Source organism: Faecalibacterium sp. BIOML-A4 (assembly GCF_009679665.1).
Classification (GTDB): domain Bacteria; phylum Bacillota; class Clostridia; order Oscillospirales; family Ruminococcaceae; genus Faecalibacterium; species Faecalibacterium taiwanense.
Genome location: NZ_WKZG01000020.1, coordinates 24,165 through 50,361 on the forward strand (window position 1 = coordinate 24,165; position 26,197 = coordinate 50,361).

25 protein-coding genes, 1 tRNA gene and 2 pseudogenes are annotated in these 26,197 nt (G+C 55.8%); 22 read left to right on the plus strand and 6 right to left on the minus strand.

Annotation, left to right across the window (positions count from 1 at the left end; all coding sequences use genetic code 11):
• Positions 1-97: 97 nt before the first annotated feature.
• A pseudogene (locus GKG34_RS13320) lies at positions 98-367 on the plus strand (recombinase zinc beta ribbon domain-containing protein); the annotation flags it as partial.
• Between the two features lie 58 nt (positions 368-425).
• Here GKG34_RS13320 and GKG34_RS15950 read toward each other — a convergent pair.
• The gene (locus tag GKG34_RS15950) at positions 426-629 is read right to left on the minus strand and encodes a hypothetical protein (protein WP_044953524.1); all 204 of its coding nucleotides are present in this window, start codon (positions 627-629) and stop codon (positions 426-428) included.
• A 158-nt stretch (positions 630-787) separates the two neighbouring features.
• Positions 788-1,483, minus strand: a complete 696-nt coding sequence (locus tag GKG34_RS13335) for an NERD domain-containing protein (RefSeq protein WP_005940568.1) — start codon at positions 1,481-1,483, stop codon at positions 788-790.
• A 178-nt stretch (positions 1,484-1,661) separates the two neighbouring features.
• Here GKG34_RS13335 and GKG34_RS13340 point away from each other — a divergent pair, with 178 nt between their 5' ends.
• The 8 genes from GKG34_RS13340 (at position 1,662) to GKG34_RS13375 (ending at position 8,225) form a co-directional block, all read left to right on the plus strand.
• The gene (locus GKG34_RS13340) at positions 1,662-2,693 is read left to right on the plus strand and encodes an SPFH domain-containing protein (protein WP_005940564.1); all 1,032 of its coding nucleotides are present in this window, start codon (positions 1,662-1,664) and stop codon (positions 2,691-2,693) included.
• Positions 2,693-2,893 (plus strand): PTS ascorbate transporter subunit IIC, encoded by a 201-nt coding sequence (locus GKG34_RS13345; RefSeq protein ID WP_005940562.1) that lies wholly within the window; start codon positions 2,693-2,695, stop codon positions 2,891-2,893. The genes GKG34_RS13340 and GKG34_RS13345 overlap by 1 nt, the downstream gene beginning before the upstream one ends.
• Before the next feature lie 231 nt (positions 2,894-3,124).
• Positions 3,125-4,120, plus strand: coding sequence for an LCP family protein (locus GKG34_RS13350; protein WP_005940558.1), 996 nt, complete (start codon positions 3,125-3,127; stop codon positions 4,118-4,120).
• A 77-nt stretch (positions 4,121-4,197) separates the two neighbouring features.
• The gene (locus GKG34_RS13355) at positions 4,198-4,761 is read left to right on the plus strand and encodes a hypothetical protein (protein ID WP_097774675.1); all 564 of its coding nucleotides are present in this window, start codon (positions 4,198-4,200) and stop codon (positions 4,759-4,761) included.
• A 148-nt stretch (positions 4,762-4,909) separates the two neighbouring features.
• A complete protein-coding gene (locus GKG34_RS13360; protein WP_005940554.1) occupies positions 4,910-5,731 on the plus strand; it encodes a Wzz/FepE/Etk N-terminal domain-containing protein in 822 nt (273 codons plus the stop codon).
• On the plus strand, positions 5,728-6,474 hold the full coding sequence (locus GKG34_RS13365) for a CpsD/CapB family tyrosine-protein kinase (protein WP_005940552.1): 747 nt from the start codon (positions 5,728-5,730) through the stop codon (positions 6,472-6,474). Before GKG34_RS13360 ends, GKG34_RS13365 begins: the two co-directional genes overlap by 4 nt.
• Positions 6,471-7,181 (plus strand): CpsB/CapC family capsule biosynthesis tyrosine phosphatase, encoded by a 711-nt coding sequence (locus GKG34_RS13370; protein ID WP_005940550.1) that lies wholly within the window; start codon positions 6,471-6,473, stop codon positions 7,179-7,181. Before GKG34_RS13365 ends, GKG34_RS13370 begins: the two co-directional genes overlap by 4 nt.
• Before the next feature lie 201 nt (positions 7,182-7,382).
• The gene (locus tag GKG34_RS13375) at positions 7,383-8,225 is read left to right on the plus strand and encodes a response regulator (RefSeq protein ID WP_154256516.1); all 843 of its coding nucleotides are present in this window, start codon (positions 7,383-7,385) and stop codon (positions 8,223-8,225) included.
• Positions 8,226-8,374: 149 nt separating this feature from the next.
• Here the strand turns inward: GKG34_RS13375 and hisS are convergent, their stop codons facing one another.
• Positions 8,375-9,616 carry a histidine--tRNA ligase gene (hisS, locus tag GKG34_RS13380; RefSeq protein WP_044953521.1) on the minus strand — a complete coding sequence of 414 codons (1,242 nt, stop codon included), beginning with the start codon at positions 9,614-9,616 and terminating at the stop codon, positions 8,375-8,377.
• A 123-nt stretch (positions 9,617-9,739) separates the two neighbouring features.
• On the opposite strand from hisS, the gene GKG34_RS13385 reads away from it, so the two are divergent.
• The 13 genes from GKG34_RS13385 to GKG34_RS13445 all read left to right on the plus strand — a co-directional run bounded on the left by GKG34_RS13385 (position 9,740) and on the right by GKG34_RS13445 (position 24,457).
• Positions 9,740-10,957 (plus strand): MFS transporter, encoded by a 1,218-nt coding sequence (locus GKG34_RS13385; RefSeq protein ID WP_005940537.1) that lies wholly within the window; start codon positions 9,740-9,742, stop codon positions 10,955-10,957.
• 296 nt (positions 10,958-11,253) lie between these two features.
• Entirely contained in the window at positions 11,254-11,955 is a 702-nt protein-coding gene (locus GKG34_RS13390) for a hypothetical protein (protein ID WP_015537775.1), read from the plus strand.
• Positions 11,956-11,972: 17 nt separating this feature from the next.
• Complete coding sequence (locus GKG34_RS13395; protein WP_005935035.1) at positions 11,973-12,971, plus strand: GGGtGRT protein; 999 nt, start codon at positions 11,973-11,975, stop codon at positions 12,969-12,971.
• A 110-nt stretch (positions 12,972-13,081) separates the two neighbouring features.
• Complete coding sequence (locus GKG34_RS13400) at positions 13,082-14,998, plus strand: flavocytochrome c (RefSeq protein WP_044953517.1); 1,917 nt, start codon at positions 13,082-13,084, stop codon at positions 14,996-14,998.
• Positions 14,995-15,393, plus strand: a complete 399-nt coding sequence (locus GKG34_RS13405; protein ID WP_005940526.1) for a NusG domain II-containing protein — start codon at positions 14,995-14,997, stop codon at positions 15,391-15,393. The genes GKG34_RS13400 and GKG34_RS13405 overlap by 4 nt, the downstream gene beginning before the upstream one ends.
• Positions 15,394-15,655: 262 nt before the next feature.
• Positions 15,656-17,473: an HlyD family efflux transporter periplasmic adaptor subunit gene (locus GKG34_RS13410; protein WP_154256518.1), complete on the plus strand. Its 1,818-nt coding sequence runs from the start codon at positions 15,656-15,658 to the stop codon at positions 17,471-17,473.
• Positions 17,474-17,487: 14 nt separating this feature from the next.
• Positions 17,488-18,237, plus strand: a complete 750-nt coding sequence (locus GKG34_RS13415; RefSeq protein WP_097774684.1) for an ABC transporter ATP-binding protein — start codon at positions 17,488-17,490, stop codon at positions 18,235-18,237.
• Positions 18,234-19,439: an ABC transporter permease gene (locus GKG34_RS13420; RefSeq protein ID WP_097774685.1), complete on the plus strand. Its 1,206-nt coding sequence runs from the start codon at positions 18,234-18,236 to the stop codon at positions 19,437-19,439. The genes GKG34_RS13415 and GKG34_RS13420 overlap by 4 nt, the downstream gene beginning before the upstream one ends.
• A 58-nt stretch (positions 19,440-19,497) precedes the next feature.
• Positions 19,498-21,600, plus strand: coding sequence for an S-layer homology domain-containing protein (locus tag GKG34_RS13425; RefSeq protein WP_154256520.1), 2,103 nt, complete (start codon positions 19,498-19,500; stop codon positions 21,598-21,600).
• On the plus strand, positions 21,600-22,379 hold the full coding sequence (locus GKG34_RS13430; protein ID WP_097781437.1) for a phosphoribosyltransferase family protein: 780 nt from the start codon (positions 21,600-21,602) through the stop codon (positions 22,377-22,379). The genes GKG34_RS13425 and GKG34_RS13430 overlap by 1 nt, the downstream gene beginning before the upstream one ends.
• Positions 22,380-22,474: 95 nt before the next feature.
• Positions 22,475-22,552 (plus strand) — tRNA-Pro (locus tag GKG34_RS13435).
• A gap of 246 nt (positions 22,553-22,798) precedes the next feature.
• Positions 22,799-24,166, plus strand: a complete 1,368-nt coding sequence (locus tag GKG34_RS13440) for a hypothetical protein (protein WP_005940905.1) — start codon at positions 22,799-22,801, stop codon at positions 24,164-24,166.
• Between the two features lie 90 nt (positions 24,167-24,256).
• Entirely contained in the window at positions 24,257-24,457 is a 201-nt protein-coding gene (locus GKG34_RS13445) for a hypothetical protein (RefSeq protein ID WP_044953554.1), read from the plus strand.
• Between the two features lie 28 nt (positions 24,458-24,485).
• On the opposite strand, the gene GKG34_RS13450 is transcribed toward GKG34_RS13445, so the two are convergent.
• The 3 genes and pseudogenes from GKG34_RS13450 to mobC all read right to left on the minus strand — a co-directional run.
• The gene (locus GKG34_RS13450; RefSeq protein ID WP_005940911.1) at positions 24,486-24,791 is read right to left on the minus strand and encodes a hypothetical protein; all 306 of its coding nucleotides are present in this window, start codon (positions 24,789-24,791) and stop codon (positions 24,486-24,488) included.
• A gap of 137 nt (positions 24,792-24,928) precedes the next feature.
• Positions 24,929-25,864 carry a hypothetical protein gene (locus GKG34_RS13455; protein WP_005940914.1) on the minus strand — a complete coding sequence of 312 codons (936 nt, stop codon included), beginning with the start codon at positions 25,862-25,864 and terminating at the stop codon, positions 24,929-24,931.
• Positions 25,865-26,002: 138 nt separating this feature from the next.
• Positions 26,003-26,122 (minus strand): annotated as a pseudogene (gene mobC, locus GKG34_RS13460) (plasmid mobilization relaxosome protein MobC); the annotation flags it as partial.
• Positions 26,123-26,197 lie beyond the last annotated feature (75 nt).

A 26,197-nucleotide genomic window follows, 5' to 3' on the forward strand; every position in this document is an offset into this window, starting at 1 on the left:
GGGGTAAGGCCCCTCCATTTTGCTACGCAAGACCGTTCTGTCGTTTAAAAGCCCCACTGGGGCTTTCACTGCTGCACTGCGCTCCGCAAACGCGAACCTGTTCAACAAGGTGCAGGAAAAGCTGGCGAAAAATAAAAAGGCCCCTGCCCGTCATAAGGCAGAGGAAAGCTATCTGCTCACCACCAAGCTGTACTGCGGTAAGTGCGGAGCGCTGATGTTCGGAGAAAGCGGTGTCAGCCACACCGGGAAAATGTATACCTACTACAAGTGTGCTGCTGCCAAGAAGAAAAAGACCTGCGATAAAAAGGCCGTGCGGAAACAGTGGCTGGAAGATCTGGTGGTCAACGAAACCATGCGGAATATGCAGCTCTTGAAACGATACAGAAATGCAGCGATATCCTCAGCCTGCATCTGGCGGTCACACCTCAGACCGTGAACATGGTGGACGCAGGTTTTCTGGCGGGCATGAAGGACGGTGCATTTTCATCGTCAACACTGCCCGCGGCGACCTTGTGGCCAGCGCCGCCCTTGCCAAAGCCCTGTGCAGCGGCAAGATCGCCGGAGCCGGACTGGACACCATTGCGCCGGAACCGGTCACAACGGAAAATCCGCTGCTCAGCCTGCCGCATGATCGCCGCGGCGATCCGGGCGGTGCAAAGCGGACAGCGGCCGGAAAATATCGTGAACGGGTTATAATAAAAAGCAAAACAAAAACACCCTTACAGCTGAAATGGAAAAGCCGTGAGGGTGTTTTTGCTTGTACGGCAACCGCACATATGGGAGGTTGTTATTGTCTGTTTTTGGCGGGCGGGTCCGGCTTCATGGCTTCCAGTGCAGTGCCCAGCTCCTTCGGCTGAAGAGGGCCGGCGCAGTCCGCGGAAGAGCTTTGCAGCTTTTCCAGCAGGGAAACGGAAGTGAAGCAGTTCAGGCCGCTGCAGTTGATCAGCTGCACGCCCGGTGTGGTAAAAACGGAAAAGACCTCGACCTGAGATGCATTCAGCTGGGGCAGAAGAGACGCAAGAGCTGCCTGCTGCGCGGTCTGATCCGGCAGGGGAGAGTGGATCGCCTTGGTCGTCTTATCCAGCTTCTGTGTCCAGTCGGCAGCTTTTCCGTTATTGGTAAGGGCACCGCCATAACCATAACATTTCAGGCCGATGACACGATGCTGCGTGATGAGTACGAGCGAAAGATTGGTTTTGGTCTTGCCGTCCGAAAGCTGGCCGGGCATGACGATGTACCAGTGATTTTTGCGCACCAGCTTCATCAGAGAGGAAACGAACTGCAGAATGTCCTTCTGGGATCCGTTGCGGGAAGAGGAAGACACCGCTGCACAAGCAGCTTCTTCCGAGGGCAGCTGCCCCAGAATGTTGCGTCCCTTACCCCACAGGGTCAGATCACCGCTTTTCTTTTTTCGGTACAAAGCCGGCAGGGAAAAAACAACAAGGACAGCCAGAACGATCAGTGTAATTGTATTTTGTGTCATTTGGATACCTCATAAGGGGGATTGAAATAAAAAAGAGAAACAAAAAGGAGCTGCTGCACAGTGTTTGTGCGGCGGCTCTTTTTTTTGCCTGCGGAGGACTTGACAAGAATGATATAAAGTGATATGATTTTGATATCACAAAGAAACGCTTCCGCACCCTGTGAAGGAGGGAACTGTTATGGAAGAGAAAATTCTGCAGACCAAAAAGAACGGCATGGTCATGCTGCTGCTCACCCTGCTGGGCTATGCTGTTACCGTCCTGCTGTTTTTCTACAGCATCATTCTGCTGGACGAAAGCCTGTTTCCGGGCATCCTGCTCACGATCCTGTCTATCGCATACTGGGTGGCGGGCATCTTCCTGTTCTGCGGCCTGAAGGTGTTAAAGCCCCAGGAAGCACTGGTGCTCACCCTGTTCGGCGATTACATCGGCACCCTGAAGGGACAGGGGTTTTACTGGGTGAACCCCTTCTGCACCGCGGTGAACCCGGCAGCTGGCACCAAACTGAGCCAGAGCGGCGATGTGAACAGCGGCGAAACCGGCATGGCGGCCCTGCTTAAGGCAGGTAACAGCAGTTCCCAGACCGCAGAATCGACCAGCAAGAAGATCTCGCTCAAAATGATGACCCTCAACAACTCCCGCCAGAAGATCAACGATTGTCTGGGCAACCCGGTGGAGATCGGCATTGCGGTCATCTGGCGCGTGACCGATACCGCAAAGGCCGTATTCAATGTGGACAACTACAAGGAGTACCTCTCCCTGCAGTGCGACAGCGCTCTGCGCAATGTGGTGCGCATTTACCCCTATGATGTGGCTCCCAATGTGGATACCACCGGCGACGGCGTAGCCGATGAGGGCAGTCTGCGCGGCTCCTCGGAGGTGGTAGCCGCCCGCATCCGGGACGAGATCCAGAAGAATGTAGCCGAGGCCGGCATCGAGGTAGTGGAAGCCCGCATCACCTATCTGGCCTATGCGCCGGAGATCGCAGCCGTGATGCTGCAGCGCCAGCAGGCAAGTGCCATCATCGATGCCCGCAAGATGATCGTGGACGGTGCTGTGGGCATGGTGGAAATGGCCCTTGAACGCCTGAATGAGAATAAGGTGGTGGAGCTGGACGACGAGCGCAAGGCGGCAATGGTCTCCAACCTGCTGGTGGTGCTGTGCGGCAACCGTGATGCCCAGCCCATCGTGAACAGCGGCAGCCTGTACTGATGGCAGAACCAAAAAAGCAGGTGCCCCTGCGCCTGAACGCGAAGCTCTACGATGCCCTTGCCGCCTGGGCCGAAGATGACTTCCGCTCGGTGAACGGGCAGATCGAATATCTGCTGACGGAGTGCGTGCGGCAGCGCAAAAAGAACGGCAAGTATGTCTCGGACCAGATCGATGTGCCGCCTGAACTGGATATCAAATAAAATACCAATTGGCCCCGGCTGTGCGGATGAACTCTGCATGGCCGGGGTTTGTGTTTATCTGTGGCTCCCTAAAGGCTGAAAATGCGAAATTTCCTGCCGGAAAATAACGAAAATACATTGACAGTTGCACACCTGTGACGATATAATAGGCCAAGGAATATCTTTCTGTGGCAATGGAAAGACCTTCCCGCAGAAAACTATATTCCGAAGAAAAGAGGGAAGCTTACCCGCTTGAACAGACAAAAACAATATCGTGGTGCCGCTGCTGCGCTGGCTGTGCTGGTGCTGGCAGCTGTACTGTTTTTTGTGGGCGGAAGCTGGCTGGAAAAGCGCAGCCAAAAGCCGGAGACCCGGACGGAGCTGCCGCAGGAGACCGCCGAGACCATGGAAGTGGACGGCGTGACCTACCGCAGGCGCACAGACCTGACCACCATCCTTGTTATGGGCATCGACCATGACAGCGAGGTGGAAGCAGAAGGCTCCTATCAGGGCGGTCAGGCGGATTTTCAGCGGCTCATTGTGATAGACAGCAAAGACAAGACGGTCCGTCAGCTCAAGATCGACCGCGACACCATGGCAGAGGTTACGGTGCTGGGCATGCTGGGCAATCCGGTGGGCACCACTCAGATGCAGATCAGCCTTGCACATGGCTTTGGCGATGGCAAGGAGGAAAGCTGCGGCTATGCCCGTGATGCGGTGTCCCGCCTGCTGCAGGGGGAAAACATTGATTTTTACCTTGCCATGAGTCTGGACGGCATCTCGGTGCTGAACGACCTTGCAGGCGGTGTGACCGTGACGCTGGAGGATGATTTCTCCGCAGCAGACCCGGCCATGACCAAGGGAGCTACCCTGACGCTGCAGGGCAATCAGGCTGAGATTTTTGTGCGCAGGCGCATGGATATTGGCGAAGGCACCAACGAAGCCCGCATGGTGCGGCAGGAGGAGTATCTTGCACAGCTTTCCGCACAGCTGGAAAGCAGGGTGCAGCAGGATCAGCAGTTCACCGCACAGGTGTACGATGCGCTGCAGCCTTATCTGGTCACCGACCTTGCAAAGGGTCAGCTGGTCAATGAGGTGTGGGCCGCAAAGGACGATACTGTGGAGCCTGCCATTGCACTGGAGGGCGAGCATAAGGTGGCAGAGGACGGATTCACCGAGTTCTATCCGACCGAAGCTTCCATCCAGAAAGCGGTTCTGACGCTGTTCTGGGAGCCTGTTGAAGAATGATGTAAATGTTGAAAAGCATTTGCGATAGAAAGCAGCATCTTGGAGAGTGCGGCTTGAAGTGAAAGGAGATCTTCATTATGAAGAAAGTTATCAGCGCTGTTTTGACCGCTGCTATGGTCGTGGGCATGGGTGTGTCTGTTCTGGCAGCAACGCCCAGCAAGACTGTGGCAGATGAGGTCAAGGCCAGCGGTTCTGCTACCGTCACCGGTGTTCTGGGCATTGTCAGCGATGTGAAGGTCACTGCCAAGGAGGATACCGCTCAGGTCGAGGAAGTCCTGCAGGACATCACTTCTGATGCAGACCTGCAGAAGGCTGCGGGCGCTTCGAAAGAAAAGAAGACGACTATAGATGTTACTGTAACGCAGGCCTTTGAGATGCAGACCTCTAACCTGCTCGACGCTGCAAATGTTAAGCTGACCATTGAGTCCAAGGTCATTGAGGCTGCTTACGAGGACAACGAGCAAGTTACCGTTCTGGTGGCTGTGCCCAAGACGAAGGCAGACGGCACTGTGACCTATACCTACTATACTGTGCCCGGTAAGGTCGTGGATGGCAAGATCGTGGTGAACCTGAAGGGCCGTCAGGTCAAGCTCTATGGCTCCAACTTCGTTCTGGTGGCCGTGAAGACCATTGAGGGCTAAGAACTAGAAATGTTCTGCGGTGCTCCCTGATGAAAAAGGGAACGCCGCATTTTTGGCGTATAGGATTCAGAAAAATAGAGGAAAGGGCACAATGCCCGGGCCGCATGGGCGGCAATATTATGCAGTATTATAGGTAAGGAGTGAAATCGTGCAGCAAGATACTTTTGTGAAGGAGCGCACAGCTTTGGCGGCACAGCCGGAGCAGGGAGAAGATACCATTGATCTTCTGGAACTGTTCATGGGTCTGCTGGCCCATTGGACGCTCATTGCAGCCACGGCTGTGGTGGGTGCCGTACTGATGGCGCTTTATACGTTTTTTCTGGTAACGCCGATGTACAAGGCAACGGCCACCATTTATGTGGTCAGCCGCAATGATTCGGTGCTGAACTTCTCCGATCTGCAGGTCGGCAGTGAGCTGACCAGCGATTACATCAAGGTTTTTGAAATGTGGGAAGTCCACGAAAAGGTCATCAGCAACCTGGATCTGGATTACACCTACACCGATATGGCCAGTATGCTGTCTGTCACCAACACCAGCGACACCCGTATGCTGGATATCACGGTCACGAACCCGGATCCGGAAGAAGCAGCAGCGATCGCAAACGAGTATGCGGATGTGGGCGCAAAGTACATCTCGGAAAAGATGAAGACGGACGAGCCCACCCTGATGTCTTCTGCGCGTGTGCCGGAGAACCCGTTCAGCCCCAACAAGGCCAAGAACATCCTGCTGGGCTTTGTAGTGGGCTTTGTGCTGGCCAGCGCCGTGGTGGTGCTGCGGACCATGCTGGACGATACCTACAAGTCTGCCGATGATATCCGCAAGTATACCGGCATGGTCGTGCTGGCATCGATCCCGCTGGCCGATGCTGGCGAACAGCCGAAAGAGAAAAGCGAGTTCAAGCGCCGCACCAAGCGGTTTGCCAATGATGTCCGCCGCCGTGTGGGTGGCAGCTCTGGGAGGAAAGCATGAAACAGCTGAAGATCACAAAATTTCCGGCTCTGGATTATGCGGGAAATGAAGCCTTTAATACCCTGAGCACCAACCTCTCCTTTGCAGGTGCGAGTGTCAAAAAGATCATGATCACCAGCTGCCATGCTGCAGAGGGCAAGAGCTATCTGTCCATGAACCTGATGCGCACGCTGGCACAGCGCGGCATCAAGGTGGCGCTGGTGGACGCGGACCTGCGCCGCAGCATGGTCAACAGTGACTACGGCCTGAAATATGAGGATGGCCGCAGCGACGGCAAGGGCCTCTCCCATTTTCTGGCCGGCATGGTGGGCATGGATGAGGTCATCTACCAGACCGACATCCCCAACGCGATCATGGTGCCGGTGGGCCGCGATGTGCCCAACCCGCTGGCGCTGCTGACCAACAGCCATTTTGCCGAACTGCTGGATATGCTGGCCAGAATGGCAGATTACGTCATTGTGGACGCACCCCCGGTGGGCGTGGTCATCGATGCGGCGGAGATCGCCAAGGCATGTGACGGCACCCTGATCGCAGTGAACTACAACGATGTGAGCCGTCAGGAGCTGCTGGACGTGAAGCAGCAGATCGAGCAGACCGGCTGCCCCATTCTGGGCACCGTGCTCAATCAGGTGGACTACGACAACTATATGGGCCGCAAGTACTACAAATCCTACTCAAAGTATGGAAAGTACGGTTATTACAGAAAGTATTATAAACGGAGCCACGAAGCGGAAAAGAAATGAGCGGCTTTACGGATTATCATGCGCACTTCGTCTACGGCGTGGACGATGGTGCGCAGACCAGAGAAGAAATGTATGCCATGCTGGATGCAGCGGCAGCAGACGGTGTGCGGCACCTGTTTGCTACCTCGCACAGTACGCCGGGCATGGAACACTTCCCGCAGGAAGTCTATGACCGGCATCTGGCGCTGGCCCGCGCATACTGCACACAAAAAGGCTACGACCTGAAGCTGGAGCACGGCTCTGAGTTGCTGTATACCCCTGCGACGGGATATGCGGCAGTCCAGCGCCAGATGCTGACCTTGGGAGATACCGGCTGGGTGCTGCTGGAATTTGTGCCGAACATAACGGCAAAGGAGCTGGAAACGGCTCTGCAGGAGATCACGGGTGCGGGTTACCGCATTCTGGTGGCCCACATTGAGCGGTATCCCTGCCTTGCGCAGCACGGCCTGCTGGCCCGCCTGCATGAGCAGTACCGGCTGCGCTGCCAGATCAACTGTTCGGCTGTGCTGGACAGCGGCTTCTGGCAGCGGATGCGGCTGGAGCACTGGATCAAGGCGGGGTTGGTGGACGCGGTCTCTTCCGATGCACACAACTGCACCTCGCGCCCGACCCGGATGCGGCAGGCGTATGAGCGGCTCTGCACCTGTGTGGGACAAACGACAGCACAAAAACTGACCGGACTGGATGGCACAGAGTATCTTGTATAGTTGCTTTGACTGCCGGAAATGAAAATGGGAAAGACGCCTCTTTCAGCCAGCTGCTTCGTGAGGAAACGGATGGGAAAGGAACGTCCTTTTGTAAAGAAGTGTGGAGCTTCTGGCTTTTTGTGCAAAAAAACTTGCGAATCAAAGGACAAAGTGTTAAACTGAAACAGGGAACATGTATGGTAAACTTGCGGGGGTGTACGAATGAAGATACTGGTCGTCGATGATGGACAGCTTGCAATCAACTCGCTGATCCGCATCCTGTGCCGCGTTGCACCCGACTGTGACTATATCAGCGCCATGACGACCGAGGATGCACTGAGCTGGATGCGTCAGGGGCCGATGGACGCGGCTTTCCTCAATCTGGAAATGCCCGGCATGAACGGGCTTGCTTTGACGCGCATGATCCAGAAGCTGCAGCCGCGCTGCAACATCATTGTGGTAACAGAGCACCCGGAGTATGCGCTGGAAGCGCTGCAGATCTTCGTGAGCGGCTTTTTACTCAAGCCTGCAAACGAGGCAGATGTGCGCAATGTGCTGGAGCATCTGCGCTACCCGCCGGAGAATGCCCCTGTCGGCATCAAGATCCAGTGCTTTGGCAATTTTGAGATCTTCGTGGGCGGGCGCGCTTTGGCCTTCAAGCGCAGCAAGAGCAAGGAGCTGCTGGCCTATCTGGTGGATCGCAATGGTGCCACCTGCACCAACGGCGAAATGCTGGCCGTGCTGTGGGAGGATAAGCCCGACACCGCATCGCTGCACAGCCATCTCCGCAATCTGATCTTTGACCTGAGCCATACGCTGGAGGATGCAGGTGTTACCGGCCTGCTCATCCGCGGCCGCAGCACACTGGCGCTGGACACCAGCAAGGTGGATTATGATTATTACAATTTCCTGCGGGGCAGCCGCTCGGCCACCAATTCCTATCGCGGCGAGTATATGACCCAGTATTCTTGGGCAGAGGTGACCCGTTCAGCGCTGCGCCAGCAGGCAAATGTGCAGAAAACAGCCTCGATCCCCAGTTACTATGTGCCGCCTACCGGCTTTTAAACCAGAAAGAACACCTCAGAAAATCGCTCGATTTTCTGAGGTGTTTTTTTTTGACATGAAAATACCCCAAGAGTACTCAGAGTTTTGTTTTTACTCTGTCTACTCTAGGGGTAGCATGTCAAAAGTAAAGGGGCTTTGTGTGCAATTATTTACTGCTGCGCAAAAATTTTGATCTCATCCTTATCCATAAAGGCGGCACCGGAAAAACCGGAAGCTTCCAGCTGGCCCAACTGTTTGCCCAGCTTCTTGGCCTGCTGCAGAACGGTGACATTGTAGCTGTTGCGCAGGTCTGCAGCCTTGGCAAGAACGGCGGTGAAGTCGGCATCCTTGCCGTACAGCAGGGCGATCTTCTGCTTTGCGCCGGGGATCTGGTAGCCCTGCTCCAGCAGGATGCCACACACCCGCTCGAAGCCGATGGAGAAGCCCACGGCGGGCACCTGAGTGCCCAGGAACTTGCCCACCATGTTGTCGTAGCGGCCGCCGCCGGCCACGGCACCGCTGAACTGCGGGCAGGTGATCTCAAACACCATGCCAGTGTAGTAGCCCTGACCGCGCACCAGACTGGGGCAGTAGGCTACCTGATAGCGGCCTGCAGCCATGGCGTTGGCGGTAGCAAGGACATACTTGAGGTCATCGGCAATGGCGGGGTCTGCGCAGCGGGCAGCCACGGCATCCAGCGTGACTTCGCCTGCGGCAATGAAGTCGGCCAGTGCGTTGATGGCATTTTCCGGCAGCTGCTTTTCGGTCAGCTCAGCCTTCACACCATCGGCGCCGATCTTGTCCATCTTATCAAAGGTGATGCAGACGGAATCCAGCGTATCAGCGGAAAAACCCATGCTCTCCAGCATCCCGCGCAGGATGCGGCGGTCATTGATGTTGACGGTGAAGCCGGTGAAGCCGATGTTCAGCAGGGCACGGGTGGTCACGTCGATCAGTTCCACCTCGGCATTGGGGGAAGAATCGCCCAGAATGTCGATATCGCACTGTACGAACTCGCGCAGACGGCCCTTCTGCGGGCGCTCGGCGCGGAAGACGCGGTCGGTCTGGATCACCTTGAAGGGGCTGGGCAGCTTATCCTTGTTGGCGGCATAGTAGCGGCTCAGCGGCAGGGTCAGGTCATAGCGCAGGCCCATATCGGACAGCTGCTTGGGGTCGCCGGTGTTCAGGGCAGCGGTGAGCTTATCACCGCGCTTGAGCACCTTGAAGATCAGGTTCAGGTTGTCGCCGCCGTCGGACTTGTCCAGGTTTTCCATATCCTCCAGCATGGGGGTGGAAATGCGCTCGAAGCCGGACGCGCGGTAGGTCTCCAGAATTTTGCCCTGAATGTAATCGCGCAGGGTCTGCTCTGCGGGCAGCAGGTCGCGCATGCCCTTCAATGCCTGTGTTTTCATAAGATGGTTCCTCTCTATATAAATCAATGTAAATACTTTTACCTTATTCATTATAAAGAAATCTGCCGTTTTGTCAATTGAAATGGGCACACTGTAAAGGAAAAACCATTCGGAGGACAGACGATGAAACAGCAATTTACAGCAAAACATCCGTGGACCATCCTTGCGGCGGGCGCAGCCATTCAGGTGCTCACGGGCATCCCGGCGGCGTGGGGCGTATTCCAGCAGCCGGTCATGGACGAGTATGGCCTGAGCGAGCAGGGGGCAGGCTATGCCTTCGGCATCCTCATTGCGGCGTTCGGCGTGGGGTGCGTCATCGGCGGCTTTCTGCAGGACAGCCGAGGCCCGCGGTGTGCGGCTCTGTGGGGAACAGCACTGCTGTGCGGCGGATTTTTTGCAGCGGCCATGCTGCCGGGCGGCAGTGCGGGCAGCTTTTTTCTGGCATTCAGCATCCCGGCGGGGCTGGGCACGGCGTTTCTGTACCCATCCATCCAGTCCTGCGCACAGAAGTGGTATGCCGGGCGCAAGGGCCTTGCCACCGGCGTGATCGGCGGGGCGGTGGGCCTTTCCGGTGCGTTCCTCACCGTGTTCGTGCGCACGGCGGTCAGCGGCTTTGGGATCGTGCAGGGCATCCGGGGCGCGTTCTGGGCACTGGGAGCCGTCACGCTGCCCGTCTGCCTTGCGGGCAGTCTGCTGCTGCAGGACCCGCCGGAAAGCAGACAAAACCAGCAGGGGAGCGGCAAAAATGAGATCGACCTTTCCCCGTGGCAGATGCTGAAAACAAAGCAGTACTGGCTGTGCGCAGGCGCGGTGTGTTTTTCCACCCCGGCGGTGCTTCTGTTCAGCCCCATCATCCTGAAGCTGGGCGTGGAGCGGGGGCTGGACGAGAACGCTGCTCTGTGGAGCGTGGTGCTGGGCAGCGTGGGCAGTGCGGCGGGCCGCCTGCTGATGCCCATGCTCAGCGATAAAATTGGCCGCAGGCCCACCGATCTGCTGCTGTTTGCGGTGTCGCTGGGGCTTTCGGCAGGGTTTGCGTTTGCGCAGGGCTGGTGGGTGATCGCCTGTTATGCGGGGCTTACCTTCTGCTATTCCGGCCTTGCAGCGGTGCTGCCCGCCCTTTCCACCGATCTGTTCGGCCTGCCGCACGCAGGGGTGAACTACGGTTTTCTGGCACTGGGGCAGAGCGTGGGCAGTCTGGCCTTTCCGTTTGCAGCAAATCTCTGGGGGTTGGAAGCCGGGCGGCACTGGCTTGCCGTGGGCGGCGCAGCGGCGGGCTTTGCGGCCATGTGGGTACTGAAGCCTGCCGGGCAGACACCGCGCAGGCAGGACACAGGAGCGTGAAATTTGTCCTCTTGACATAGTTGACAAAAACTTGACGAATGAAATGACAAAAGCATCCGAATTGACAGTTAGCAGCAGACAACTGCAAATAGTTTTGATGTTTTTTACCGGAAATGTATTGCAAAATCCGTCAGCTTTCTCTATAATAAAATCATGCGTGGTAGTACCGGTTAAGGCGCTGAAAGAGAGCGGCGCGCCCGGTCAGATGCAAGCAGCAAAGGGCAGCGGCTGTGCCGGCAGGGCGCGGCGGCGGCTTTGTGCTGCAAAGCAACATTTGTCAAAAGGAGAGTATGATTATGACCTATTCGCAGCAAGTACAGAATATGTGCCCGATCACCAAAGGTCCTAAGCATGGTCCGGCTCCCATCCCCGAAGAGGGCGCATGGGTCAAGGCCTATGAGATCAAGGACATCAGCGGCTACACCCACGGTGTGGGCTGGTGCGCACCTCAGCAGGGTACCTGCAAGCTGTCCCTGAACATCAAGAACGGTGTCATCGAGGAGGCTCTGGTGGAGACCATCGGCTGCTCCGGTATGACCCACTCTGCTGCTATGGCAGGCGAGATCCTGCCCGGCAAGACCATTCTGGAAGCTCTGAACACCGACCTGGTGTGCGATGCCATCAACGTCGCTATGCGTGAGCTGTTCCTGCAGATCGTCTACGGCCGCAGCCAGACCGCTTTCTCTGAGGACGGTCTGCCCATCGGCGCAGGTCTGGACGACCTGGGCAAGGGCCTGCGCTCCATGACCGGTACCATCTTCTCCACCAAGGAGAAGGGTGTCCGTTATCTGGAGCTGACCGAGGGCTATATCAACAAGCTGGCTGTGGATGCCAACGATGAGGTCATCGGCTATCAGTTCGTCAAGCTGGGCAAGATGATGGAGGATATCCGTCACGGCAAGACCCCCAACGAGGCTTATGAGAAGAACGTGGGTACTTACGGCCGCTTCAGCAAGGAGCAGGGCGCTGTGAAATACATCGACCCGCGTGAGGAATAAGAGAGGAGGAACAACTCATGGCAACTTTTGAATCTATGGATCGCCGCATGCCGAAAATCGAGGCATGCCTGAAGGCTAACGGCCTGGAGTCTCTGGACGCTTGCAACGAGATGCTCCTCGCAAAGGGCATCGACTGCGACAAGATCGTGCGCGGCGTTCAGCCCATCTGCTTTGATAACGCTGTCTGGGCATACACCCTGGGCACCGCTATCGCCGTCAAGCGCGGCCTGACCGATGCTGCCGAGTGCGCTGCTGCCATCGGCGAAGGTCTGGAAGCCTTCACCATCCCCGGCTCTGTCGCTGAGCAGCGTCAGGTCGGTCTGGGCCACGGCAATCTGGGCGCTCGTCTGCTGAGCGAGGACACCACCTGCTTCGCTTTCCTGGCAGGCCACGAGTCCTTTGCTGCTGCTGAGGGTGCTATCGGCATCGCCCGCACTGCAAACAAGGTCCGCAAGACCCCCCTGCGCGTCATCCTGAACGGCCTGGGCAAGGATGCAGCTTACATCATTTCCCGTATCAACGGCTTCACCTATGTTCAGACTGAGTACGACATCCCCACTCAGACCCTGACCGTCGTCAAGGAGATCCCCTTCTCTGAGGGCGAGCGCGCAGCTGTCAAGTGCTACGGTGCAAACGACGTTATGGAAGGCGTTGCCATCATGAAGAAGGAGGACGTTCAGTGCTCCATCACCGGCAACTCCACCAACCCCGTCCGCTTCCAGCATCTGGTTGCCGGCACCTACAAGAAGTGGGCCATCGAGAACGGCAAGAAGTACTTCTCCGTCGCTTCCGGCGGCGGCACGGGCCGTACCCTGCATCCCGATAACGTGGCCGCAGGCCCCGCAAGCTACGGCCTGACCGACTCTCTGGGTCGTGTGCACGGCGATGCTCAGTTTGCAGGTTCTTCTTCTGTGCCTGCACACGTTGAGATGATGGGCCTGATCGGCATGGGCAACAACCCGATGGTTGGTGCTACCGTTGCATGCGCTGTTGCTGCAGCTCAGGCTAACGCCTAAGTTTTTCCTAAGTTTCAGCGAGGGGAAGCTGCTTTCCGAATGAGCAGCTCCCCCTTTTTTGCTGATAGATGTCCGAACACAAGCAACCCGAATATGAGAAGGAAGAAACAATGAAAAAGAATCAGATCCGCAAGAGCGTGGCTGCGCTGGCCATGGCGGTTGTTGTGGGTGTCAGTCTGCTGGGCTACGGCTGCGGCAGCAAGTCCGCTTCCACCGCAGGCGGCGTGTCCGGCGATTTCACCGGCACTGCCAAGGGCATGGGCGGCGACGTTACCGTTACCCTGACGCTGGAAGACGGCAAGATCACCGGCTGCACCGCTGAGGGCAAGGATGAGACCCCCGGCATCGGTACGCTGGCACTGGAGCAGCTGCCCGCTCAGATCGCTGAGACCGGCAGCATCGCCGTGGACGGCGTGTCCACCGCGACCATCACCTCCAACGCCATCAAGGAGGCAGCAGCCGCTGCCCTGACTGCCGCCGGCCTGAACGCCGACGACTATAAGATCGAGGTCAAGGCCGACGCGACCAAGGCCGAGGATTCCACCGTTGACGCTGACGTTGTCATCGTGGGTGCAGGCGGCGCAGGCATGACCGCTGCCATCACCGCTGCTGCCGAGGGCAAGAGCGTTGTGATCGTGGAGAGCCAGGCCATGGTGGGCGGCAACTCTGTGCGCGCTACCGGCGGCATGAACGCTGGCAAGACCGTGTATCAGGATGAGAACGAGTTCGGCGAGTCTGCCGGTGTCGAAAAGACCCTGAAGACCGCTGCTGAAAAGTACGCTGACAACGAGACCATCACCGCTCTGGCAAAGACCGTCTCTGAGCAGTGGGCAGAGTACCAGAAGAACCCCACCGGCTACTTCGACTCTGTTGAGCTGATGGAGCTGGACACCATGATCGGCGGCAAGGGCATCAACGACCCTGCTCTGGTGGAGACCCTGTGCTCCAACTCTGCTGATGCCATCGACTGGCTGGACGAGCACGGCATCACCCTGCACAGCGTTTCCAGCTTTGGCGGTGCATCCGTCAAGCGCATCCATCGCCCTGTGGACGCAGAGGGCAAGACCGTTTCTGTCGGTTCCTACATGATCCCCCTGCTGGAGGAGAACTGTGAGAAGGCTGGCGTTCAGATTCTGCTGAACACCACCGCCAACGAGATCCTGACCGATGCGAGCGGCGCTGCTGTGGGCATCAAGGCCACCGGTTCTACCGGCGAGACCGTCACTGTGAACGCCAAGGCTGTGGTGCTGACCACCGGCGGCTTCGGCGCAAATCTGGACATGGTTGTCGAGTACAAGCCTGAGCTGAAGGGCTTCATGACCACCAACGCTGCCGGCGCTCAGGGCCAGGGCATTGAGATGGCCACCGCGATCGGCGCTGGCACCGTGGATATGGACCAGATCCAGATCCACCCCACCGTTGAGGCCAACACCGCTGCCCTGATCACCGAGGGTCTGCGCGGCGACGGCGCTGTGCTGATCAACGCCGAGGGCAAGCGCTTCATCGACGAAGTGGGCACCCGTGACGTGGTCTCTGCTGCTGAGATCGCTCAGACCGGCAGCTACAGCTGGCTGGTGGTCGATCAGGCTATGGTCGATGCTTCCAGCGTCATTCAGGGCTACATCAAGAAGGGCTACACCGTGACCGGCGAGACCTACGAGGAGCTGGGCAAGGCAATGGGCGTTGATGAGGCTGCTTTTGCCGAGACCATGAAGACTTGGAACGGCTATGTTGAGGCCAAGAATGACCCCGACTTTGGCCGCACCAGCTTTGCAAACCCGCTGGATACTGCTCCGTACTATGCAATCAAGGTCACTGCTGGTGTGCATCACACCATGGGCGGCCTGACCATCAACACCAACACCGAAGTCCTCAAGGAGGACGGCACTGTGATCCCTGGCCTGTTTGCAGCAGGTGAGGTCACTGGCGGTGTGCACGGTGCAAACCGTCTGGGCGGCAACGCTGTTGCAGACTTCACCGTGTTTGGCCGCATTGCAGGTAAGGCTGCCAGCGACTACGCTGCATGAGTACCCGCAAAGCACCTGAAAACGCTTCCGGCTCCAAAGGCCTGAAGCCATGGATGAAGAACCTGATCTTTGCTGCAGTGATCCTTGTGCTGGCAGCAGCGCTGTATTTCGGCGTGCGCGCAGCACACAGCAGCAAGGGCAGCGGCCTGCAGGCCACCGTCGATTTTGGCGATGGCATCACCGAGACTCTGCCGCTGGATACAGACCACGATTACCTGTATGATGTGGGCAATTATGTCGTGCATCTGCAGGTAAAGGATGGTGCCATCGCGTTCTTGGACAGTCAGTGCCCGGACCATGTGTGCGAGCAATTCGGCTGGCTGGACAAGGACGGCGCATGGGCTGCATGCGTCCCTGCCGGGGTGTATGTGGTAGTGGAAACTACAGCTGAATAAAGATCGTGCTTCAAAAAAGAGGCAGTACCCTGCAAGAGCGGGGCACTGTCTCTTTTGTTTTGTCTGGAAGGCAAAAGAGGGCACGGTGTGAAAGTTGGGTAAAACTTTGACACAAATGCGTCAAAACAAAATTTAGACGCTTGTGTAATAGACGAAAATGCGATAAACTAACAATAAACTCTTTATCGCGCGCTTTTGCAAAGCCTGCGCCCGATACCGAAACCAGGGCATGCCCTGAAAGATACAGGAGGAAACAGCAAGCATGATCTTTAAAAAGAAGCAGGATGCTGCGGTACAGCAGACGGCTGCGGGTGAGGCAAAGCCCGCAGCGAAGGGCGGCAAAGCAGCAGCCTTTTTCCGCAAGAACTGGAAATGGATGGTGCCGGTGGTGTGCGTGGCCGTGCTGGGCGGATGGTTCATCCTGCGCCCGGACAAGGCACAGAATGCCAATAAGGACATCAACTATGTGCAGGTCTCGCCGTCCAAGCGGGATGTGTCCAACACCCTCAGCGGAACCGGCACTCTGAACCCTGCCAATACGTATAATGTTAAGTCGCTGGTAGCGGGCAAGGTGTTGACCAGCAGCTTTGAGGAAGGGGACATCGTGGAGGAAGGCACCGTGCTGTACACGGTGGACTCCTCCGATGCCACCACCAAGGCGGAGCAGGCGTCCATTGCTCTGCAGCAGGCACAGCGCAGCTACGACAAGACGGCAGACCGCCAGTATGTCCGCGCCGAGGTGGCAGGTGTTGTGAGTGCCCTCAAGGTGGCCAAGGGCGATGAAGTGACCAGCGGTCAGGAAGTGGCGGTCATCCGTGACAGCTCCAAAATGGTGCTGCGGCTGGAGTTCCCGGCAGCAGATGCCGCCACCTTCTCGGTGGGCCAGAGCGCAGAGGTGACGCTGGACGGCACCTTTGAAATGCTGACCGGCACCGTGACCGCTGTGACCGGCACCGATGCCCTGAGCACCGGCAACCTGCTCACCCGCACCGTGACCATTGCTGTGCGCAATGCAGGCGGCCTGACCACTGCGCAGGCAGCAACGGCAACCATCAATGGCGTGAACTGCATTGCCGCCAAGTGCTTTGAGTATCAGGCGGAGCGCACCCTGACTGCCCTTGCCGCCGGTACCGTGACGGCCATCAATGTGCCGGAAGGCGGAGCCGTGAACAAGGACGATATCGTGCTGCAGATCAGCGGCGAGGACCTGACCGAGGCCATCCAGTCTGCCGCCGAGAGCCTGCGCAGCGCCGAGCTGAACATGGACAATCTGCAGGAGGCCATGAACAACTACACCATCACCTCGCCCATCAGCGGCACTATTATTGAAAAGAATGCCAAGGCCGGGGACGCGCTGTCCGCCGGCTCGGACCTGTGCACGATCTTTGACCTGAGCTATCTGGAGATGACCCTGAACGTGGACGAGCTGCAGGTCAGCAGCCTGTCGGTGGGTCAGAGTGTGCAGGTCACGGCGGATGCCGTGCCAGACAAGACCTATACCGGCGTTGTGACCCGTGTTTCCATGAAGGGTACCTCCAACGGCGGCACCACCACCTACCCGGTCAAGGTGCGCATTGATGAGACCGATGGCCTGCGCCCGGGCATGAACGCCAATGCTGAGATCGTGGTGGCACAGGCAAAGAATACCCTTACCGTGCCCAACGCTGCCATCGTGCGCGGCGGCTATGTGCTGGTCACGCAGGACTCCCCCAGCGCAGTCAACGCAGACCCGGGCATGATCGCGCCGGACGGCTATGTGTATGTGCCGGTCAAGACCGGCGTCAGCGATGACAACTACACCCAGATCGTCAGCGGGCTGACCGGCAATGACACGGTGGCTTACGACTCTGCCGCAGCAAGTACCGATACGTACTATGACGACGGCGGCTATTACGAGGCGGATGCAGAGGGCACCGAGGGCGAGGAAGGTGCCGATGCTGCGAACGGCATGGTCGATGAAGAAGAACCGGAAAACGGGACCGTACCGGCGGAAGAGCCTGTGGAAGCCGAGGAAAAGCAGAGCTCCGCAGAGGATGCCGTGAATCCGTCTCAGGCAGACGGCGTGGTCTATCTGGGCTGACACAGGAGGAATGCATGAGCGCTCTGATCGAGTTTGATGAGGTGTGCAAGTATTACCAGATGGGTGACACCACGGTAAAGGCTGCAGACCACATCACCATGAAAATCGAAAAAGGCGAGTTCGTGGCCATCGTGGGCCAGTCCGGCTCCGGCAAATCCACCTGCATGAACATCATCGGATGTCTGGATGTGCCCACCCACGGAACCTACCGCCTGAACGGAAAAGACGTTGGCCGGATGAGCCGCAATGAGCTGGCATCCGTCCGCAACGAGATGCTGGGTTTCATCTTCCAGCAGTACAACCTTTTGCCAAGGCTCAACCTGATGGAGAACGTGGAGGTGCCGCTGGTGTATGCGGGCATCGGCCGCGCCGAGCGCCACGCCCGGGCCAAAGAGGTGCTGGAGCAGGTGGGTCTGGGCGATAAGCTCAGGAACCGCCCCAACCAGCTTTCCGGCGGCCAGCAGCAACGTGTTTCCATCGCTCGGGCGCTGGTGCGGAACCCGGCGGTCATTCTGGCCGACGAGCCTACCGGCGCACTGGACAGCCACACCGGCCGCGAAGTGCTGGGAATGCTGCAGCAGATGCACGATGAGGGCCACACCGTGGTGCTCATCACCCACGATAATTCCATTGCGGTGCAGGCAGACCGCATCATCCGTCTGGAGGACGGGCGGGTGGTCTACGATGGCGATGCCCATGCACCGGAAGCCGTGGTGCAGCCCACGCTGCTGCCGGAAACGCCGGATGAGGAGGAGAAAGCATGATTATTGAAACCTTCCGTCAGGCCATCCAGAACGTGTGGAGCAACAAACTGCGCACCTTCCTTACCATGCTGGGCATCATCATCGGCGTTATGGCAGTCATCGTCATCGTGGGCTTGGGCAACGGCATGACCAAAAGCATGCGCGACAGCTTTTCGGCACTGGGTACCAACACCCTTTCGGTGCAGGTGTGGGGCAACGGCTCCCGCACCGTTTCGGTGGAGGAAATGTACAAGCTGCCCACGGAGTACCCGGAGCTGATCCAGTCCATTTCGCCGCAGATCGATTTCAGCGGCAGCGGCACGCTGAAGATCGGCACTACCAGCTACCGCTGGTCCAACATCAGCGGCGTGGACGAGAACTATTCCGCCATGAAAAATTACCAGATCGCGCAGGGACGCGGCCTGCAGTACATGGATATGAAGGATAACAAGCATGTGTGTGTCATCGGCGATTACCTCAACCGTGTGGCCTTTGGCGGCAACGGCCTTGGCCAGACGCTCAAGATCGGTGCCAACAAGTTCCGCATCGTGGGCGTGCTGGCGGCCAAAGTCAGCGATCCGGACATGCAGCAGGGCAGCGATGACGACTGCGTTTACCTGCCCTATACCACGGCCATGCGCCTTTCCAGCCAGAGCACGGTGAACAACTATGCCGCGGTCATGGAGGATGAGGGCCGCGCCAACGAAGCAAAGTCTGCGGTGGAAAGCGAACTGCAGCGCCTGCTTGGCTCGGATAACGGCTACTATGTCTACAGCGCCAGCGAGTGGCTGGAGGAAATGAACAACATGATCAACATGGTCATTGTGATCCTGACCGGCATTGCCAGCATTTCGCTGCTGGTGGGCGGCATTGGCATCATGAACATCATGCTGGTGTCGGTGACTGAGCGCACCCGCGAGATCGGCATTCGCAAGGCACTGGGTGCCAAGGAACGCACCATTCTGTCGCAGTTTGTGGTGGAAGCAGCCACCACCTCGGCCCTCGGCGGCGCACTGGGCATTGCACTGGGCTACATCGTATCCATGGGAGCAAACAAGGTGCTGCCCATGTTCACCAGCGGCACAACGGTCACGGTCAGCCCGTCCTTCAATTCCATCGCAGTGGCCTTTGGCATCTCGGTGGGGATTGGCGTGCTGTTCGGCTACCTGCCCGCAAAGCGCGCAGCGCGGCTCAACCCCATTGAAGCATTGCGCTATGACTGAACTCTTCTCAGCCGGCGTTGCGCCGGACTGCCAAACACCAAGGAAGGGGAATATACCTATGAAAAAACGTCTTTTCGCATGTCTGCTTGCAGCATGCCTGGCTGTATCCGTGCTGGTGCTTCCGGCATCGGCGGCCAGCCTGAACAACTCGGCCATTCAGACGGCCATCACGCTGGGCGCTATGGATACCAGCCAGACCGGCAGTCTGGATGCTGCCGTCACCCGCGGTGCATTTGCCAAGATGCTGGTCTCCTTTTCGGCCTACCGCGAAAGCGCCAGCCAGCAGGGCAATCTGGGCACACTGTATAAGGATGTGCCCGGCAGCTCTCAGTGGGCACCCTATGTGCGCATTGCGGTGCAGCAGGGCTGGATGAACGGCTATACTGATGGTACATTCCGCCCGGATAATACGGTCACGCTGGAAGAAGCCTGCACCGCAGCGCTCAAGCTGCTGGGCTATAAAATGACCGACCTCAACGGCGTGTTCCCGACGGCACAGCTGAACAAGGCGCAGGAACTGGGCCTGCGTAACCAGCTGAACCGCAGCCAGAGCGAGGCCATGAACTATGAGGACTGCGCTTTGCTGCTGTATAACACCCTCACGGCAAACACCGCCTCTGGCAGCGCCTATGGTACCAGCCTGGGCTTTACGGTTTCGAACGGTCAGGTGGACACCTCCACGGTAATGCTCAAGAGCCTGAAGGGACCCTTTGTGGCAGCGGAAGGCACCCAGCTGCCTTTTACGCCGGTGAGCATCTACCGCAACGATAAGGTCTCGGCTTCTGCAGAACTGAACCGTTACGATGTGTATTATTACAGCGAAAGTCTGCAGACTGTATGGATCTACACCCGCAAAGCAGCAGGCCGCATCACTGCCGTTTCGCCCAGCGCCAGCGCACCCACGGCGGTTACCGTGGCAGGCACCAGCTATCAGCTGGGCAGCACAGCGGTGGCTTCCAAGGTGTCCAGCCTGAACGGCGGCGGCGTGGGCGAAGTGGTCACTCTGCTGCTGGGCATGAACAATGAGGCGGCGGATGTTATTACCGGCGCAGAGGCCGACGAGGTGTTCTACGGCGTGGTGCAGGGCGCAGCCCGCAGCCTTGTGGAAGATAACGGCGCGGATGTGCTGCAGCGTGTGGCTGTCATGTGCACCGATGGTGTTCAGCGCACTGTGAATGTGGACAAAAGCCTGAACTACCCCAAGGGCTGGCTGGTAGAGATCCGCGTAACACCGGAAGGCGAGTCCGTGAGCGGCATCGAGAACAAGGTCGTTACCGGCAAGGTCAATGCAGATGCAACGGCACTGGGCAGCTATGCCCTTGCCGACGATGTACAGATTCTGGATACAACTGCGGAGGGTGTGGCTGGGACGGTTCGTCCCAGCCGCCTAGCGGGGACAGACCTGAATCTTCTGAACGTCCGCTACTATACGCTGAATGAGAAGGGCGAGATCGACCGCCTGATCCTGAATGATGTCACCGGCGACCTGTGGACCTACGGCGTGCTGGATGATATCAAGAATGTGGCAGTCAACTACTCGGAACTGCAGACGCTGGCCAAGATCATTTCCACCGGCAAGAGCGACAGCACGGATACGCAGGATAAGATCGTGGACGACCTGAAGGATGTTCTGGTGCCCACCACCAGCGAAGTGCTGTGGGGTGTGATCAACGGCGACATCCTCTCCACTCTGTGGCAGAAGATCACAGCCAACACGGATAGCCTGCTCAGCCTTGGTCTGCGGCAGGTGGGCAGCCTTGTAGGCGAACCGTATGCGTCCATCTTCCGCTATATTGGCGGCGGCGCTACCTATGTGTGCTATGTCAATGGTTCGCAGGTAGCTTTCACCACCAACGTCAAATATCCGGTGCTGGTAGGTGGTGTTGCAGCCCGCAGAGAGACGACCGGCAGCGTGCGGACGATGGTCCAGCTCATGCCCATGAAGATCGATCAGGTGGGTGCAGCGTCGGTCATGAGCAACGGCACCCGCTTTGAGATGGCGGACGACGCACAGGTGTATCTGTGGTACAAGGGTCAGTACTATGCCACCAAGCTGACCGAGGTCAACTCGGAGGGCTACTACCTGACCGGCTGGTACGATAACTTTGGCTGTGCTGCGGGCAAGCGCGTGCGCGTGATCGTGGCCGTCAAAAAGGACTGATGGATTATTACAGCGTCCCGCGCCGCATTCTGCGCGGGGCAAGGCAGTTGGTGTACCCACGCCGCTGCCCGTTTTGTGATCGGGTGCTGGGCAGTGTGCCTGTCTGCCCGGATTGTGCCGCGGAGCTGGAAGAGCTGCGCAGAAAGCCGGGAATGCGGCTGGACGCTTCTCAGCATTATTTAGGGGAACTGACCGGTGCAGCAGCACCGTTCCGGTATGAGGGCTGTGTGCGGCGCGGCATCCTGCATACAAAATACCATGCTGCACCGTGGGCGGCGGTGGAGCTGGGCCTCTGGCTGGCAAAGCTGGCCTTTGGCAGCGAGATGCATATGGCCGGTGCAGAACCGGTGCCGGAGCTTGTGGAAGGCATGTCCCTTGGGTACGACTGCATCGTTCCCGTACCGGCATCCGGCAGAGCGCGCGGCTACAATGTGCCGCAGCTCATGGCGGTGCCGCTGGCCCGCGCACTGGGGATACCGCTGTACCCGAAAGCACTGGGCCGCACTCGTGCAAAGCGGCATCAGGCGGGCCTGCCCTTTGAGCAGCGCCTTGCCAATGTGGCGGGTGCCTTCCGGGTGACGGACACGGAACTTGTGGAGGGCAGAAAGGTGCTTTTGGTAGACGATGTGATCACCACCGGTGCCACGGCAGCAGCCTGCACACAGGCGCTGCTGGCAGCCGGTGCCGAGAGTGTGTTTGCAATTGCACTTGCCACTGTTGAATTTGAAATGTTTCCCGCAAGGGATCAGCCGCTGCAGGAAAACGAGCCGGATTTTTGAAAATTTATTTGAAAAAACTTGGCAGAAAAAGCTTGACAAAACACCCTGAATCAAGTATACTAATTGAGCTGTGAGCGATAACCGCTTGCAGATATCCGGGTGTAGCGCAGTTTTGGTAGCGCGCTTGAATGGGGTTCAAGAGGCCGTGAGTTCGATTCTCGCCACTCGGACCAAACAAAAATAATCCGAACTTGTTTCCGATAGGAGATGGGTTCGGATTATTTGTTTTCTTCGGAAAATTAGCGTTTGCGAAGCAATGAAAGCCCCAGTGGGGCTTTTAAGCGACGGAACGGTCTGCGTTAGCAGATGGAGGGGCTTTGCCCCGACAAGTTCCATGCAGGTGTCCGTGGAAGATAAAATCCGAAATCATAGATTGACCGATGATTGTATATGCAAATCGAAGGAGTTGATCAGGCACTATGGATAAACTTGTATATCAATATATAAAACGCTACGAGCCTAATGTAGAAGCGGATGATTTGTCTAACTTGAAAAAGCAATTGGTTATATTGCTAAATAAACTTCATGATAATAAATCGGTTTATAAAAACTTACCATTTGATTATATGCCAGTAGATCAACAATTAAAACTAATGCATCATCTCCGGACTTCGCCGGTGGCAGGAAGACAAATTATATCCAATATGACAAAAATCGATGCAGATAGATCTTTTTTAGAATTTGCTTGTCCGTCGTTAAATAATGTTTTTTCGGGCGATAGCGAACTTCGAGAAATTCGTGAGAACCTTTTAAGTCTGGACCAATGGGTTCTCGATACACGATTTCAGATTCGATTGACTGAAGACAGCCGTTCTCTTCTTTTGAATCTTATGAGAATTAATTCGAGTATTTTACGATGCTATCAAGAGGAAGATGATAAATTGTTGATTATGGGAGTAGGGTTAGCAGGATTTGAACGATTAAGGAGCTATATTGATTATGTTGCGAATGCATTATTACAGTTCCTAGTATATCATATTGTAGTTAATAAAAAAGAAAAAGCACTTGCCATTATTTCTCAGCTATGCATAAAAGCAGATGATTTAGATAAAGTCATGGATAAGAAATTGGAACAACAACATCAAAAATGGAAAATTAATCCAATTAAGTTGACGGCAGAGCTTGTTTCTGGTGGCTTTAGCGATTTTTTAACGCATCGCAGCCGTTTTGAAGAAGAAATCCATATCAAGCAGCTTCTGGTGGAAGAAATGAAAAATCGACCGGATTTTTTTGGCGAAATTCCATCAAAATACATTTCGTCCAAGCGACTCATACAACCTACAGAACTTCAAACTATTGAATCAATCATTACAGAAGGAAAACACGTCAACAATTATGGAAGAAAGCTTTTAAACACACAAAAATTTATTGATGTTTTTTCTTCATACGGTGGTCGAAGTTGCAATTCCATGTGCTTGATGGATCTGAAAGTCTATTTTCGAGAAATCTATCTCAGTCATGTTTGTTATGCACGAAAGCAAGCTGCATCTATTGTTTCAGAATATCTATCGGACGTTAGTGCCTGTTCACCAACATTCTCACTGGATTCTTTTCCACAATTTCGGTTGAAAAAGCAATACATTTTTCTTCGAGAAAAAATCAATCGTGGGTATTTTCGTGAAACGGGTTTATCCAAAGCGTATGTTTCAAAGTTTTTATTTGAAGAAAAGCTCTATACGCTGCTGTTGAAATCGTATCTCTTTTATTCACTTTCTGACGGTGTGAATGCTGTATGCGAGATATACTCTGAATTCCTGCAAGAATACTATGATTTGTTGGCCGAGTAATTTTTTTGCAAAACTCATTCCTCGCAAATTTTTACAACATGCTGTAAAATGAAGATGTTCGTAATATATCTCTCAGAAAGGAGCTTTTTTATGGCACAAAAGAATTTGATAGTATATGGAAAAAACGGAAAACGAATCGGCGGTGGAGCCGCACAATTGAAGCAAATCAAAAATTACGGAGGCTGGGATGCATATAATCGCGAGGTTTTCAAAGCTGGATATGAATATGGTTGGAAAGGGGCATGCAGTTCATTTATGAAAAAGATGGATAGAAGTTCTTTTGAAAAGTAACAATTTAGACTGCTATAACTAAAATGGATTATCTAAGAATGTAGAAATTGATTTGCTCAAAAACAGGGTGCGCCCCTGAATAGGACGCACCCTGCCAAAGACCACATGCGATAGCGATATGTACAGCAGGGCGTTCCCCGTCGGGAACGCTCTGTTTTTCTTTGCTGGTGGTGTGATGAGCCTGCTCTGCCTGCCATGCGGCAAATTCTCTTTGGCCTTCCTCGCTGTTCCAGCAGGCAAGGATGGCCGGGTAGAATGCCCGTGCCAGACGGTCAATGACTTCATCGGGATAAGGGGAAGTGTTTGTAGACTTTTTCTTTTTGTTCAAACGCACGCTCCCTTGATCATCCCACCGTGGCAAAGTCGGGCGAGAAAATCAAAGTTCCAATTTTTATCAGGCGCAAGGGCGCGGAAGTTTTCCGCCCTGCTCTTGCGGCTGGTGGCTCGTTGATGGCTTACAAGTGCCTGTCGTTATGCCGTTTTAGAGGATTCACCGCTGGATTCTGCAAGAACTTCGTCCAGCGTTTTCAAAAATTCAAGATGAGGTTTCAAGGCAAAGCGAAGAACTTTGACCTGTTCCGGATACGTAAGAAGTTTCGGGTTCAAGTCGAACGTAACCTCCCAACTCTTTCGCATGAGAGATTCAGCATTGTGGAGCCGGTAGTACAGTTCGAGAAACTTTTGGGGAACATCATAGTTTTCATCAATGGTGTTGCTGGCGGCTTTCTCTGCCTGCTTCACCGTTACTTTGTTAGGCTTGACCTTCTTCGGCTTCGGCACATAATTTTTGATTTCCTCAAAAATTTCAGCCTGTTCTTCGGGCTTGGCCTTGCCGAGATTTTCGAGAAGATAATCGGGAATGTGCAGTTCCTCGCGGAAGAACCGATCACGGAAACCGGGAGACAGTTTATCCGCAACGTCAACGCCGTGGGCATAGTATTCTGCACGGCGGACTGAACTTGCGCTGCTGTGATTTTCCTGTGCAATGCGCTCACAGGTTTTCATGGGCTTCTGGTTGTGTTCAGATTGAACACTGCCAGATTTCTTTGCGGTATGCTGATTGCCGCGAAATGCTTCGGTGCGCTTTTCAGAGGAATACTGTTTGCCCATCAGAAACTTCTTTTGCTCCGGGGTTAAATTGCGCCGCCCCAGCTGATTCTTGCAGATCCACGCAACGGCTTCTTCGCGGTTCTCAAATCGGAGCGGCATGGTGGAAAAATAAATCTCAGGATGCTTCTGGAGGATGGCATAACGGTTGTGACCATCAACAAGGGTGTTGTTCCAGACAATCAAAGGAGAAATCAGCTTGCCTTCTTTCAAGATATTTTCTTCAAGCTGCTTAAATTCATCATCGGTCAGAGGGGGAATCTGAGACTGGAACTCAGGGTCGATTTTCAGATTGATCATACGCACACTCCTTTATCTCTCCTGCTGCGCCTGATCTTCCTCCCGGAAAAAGGACGCAACATTCTGCTTTGCGGTTTTCAGCTTGAGCAGTTCTTCTTTGGTTTCCTTGTACTGCTCGTAGAACTTTGCCTTTTCGGATGCAGTCAGGTCTGCAAGTTTGTCAAGGATTTTCGCCCGGATTTGCTCGGTGTCTGCACCGCCGGAATTGAAGTGCCTTGCAAGCTGGTTCAGGTTGCCGCCCACCTTGCTGCACTGAGCAAACCTGCTAAAGTGTGTCAAGAGGTAAAAGCAGAAAATTTAAACAAAAATAATTGTTGCCGGGTGCAGTGAGCA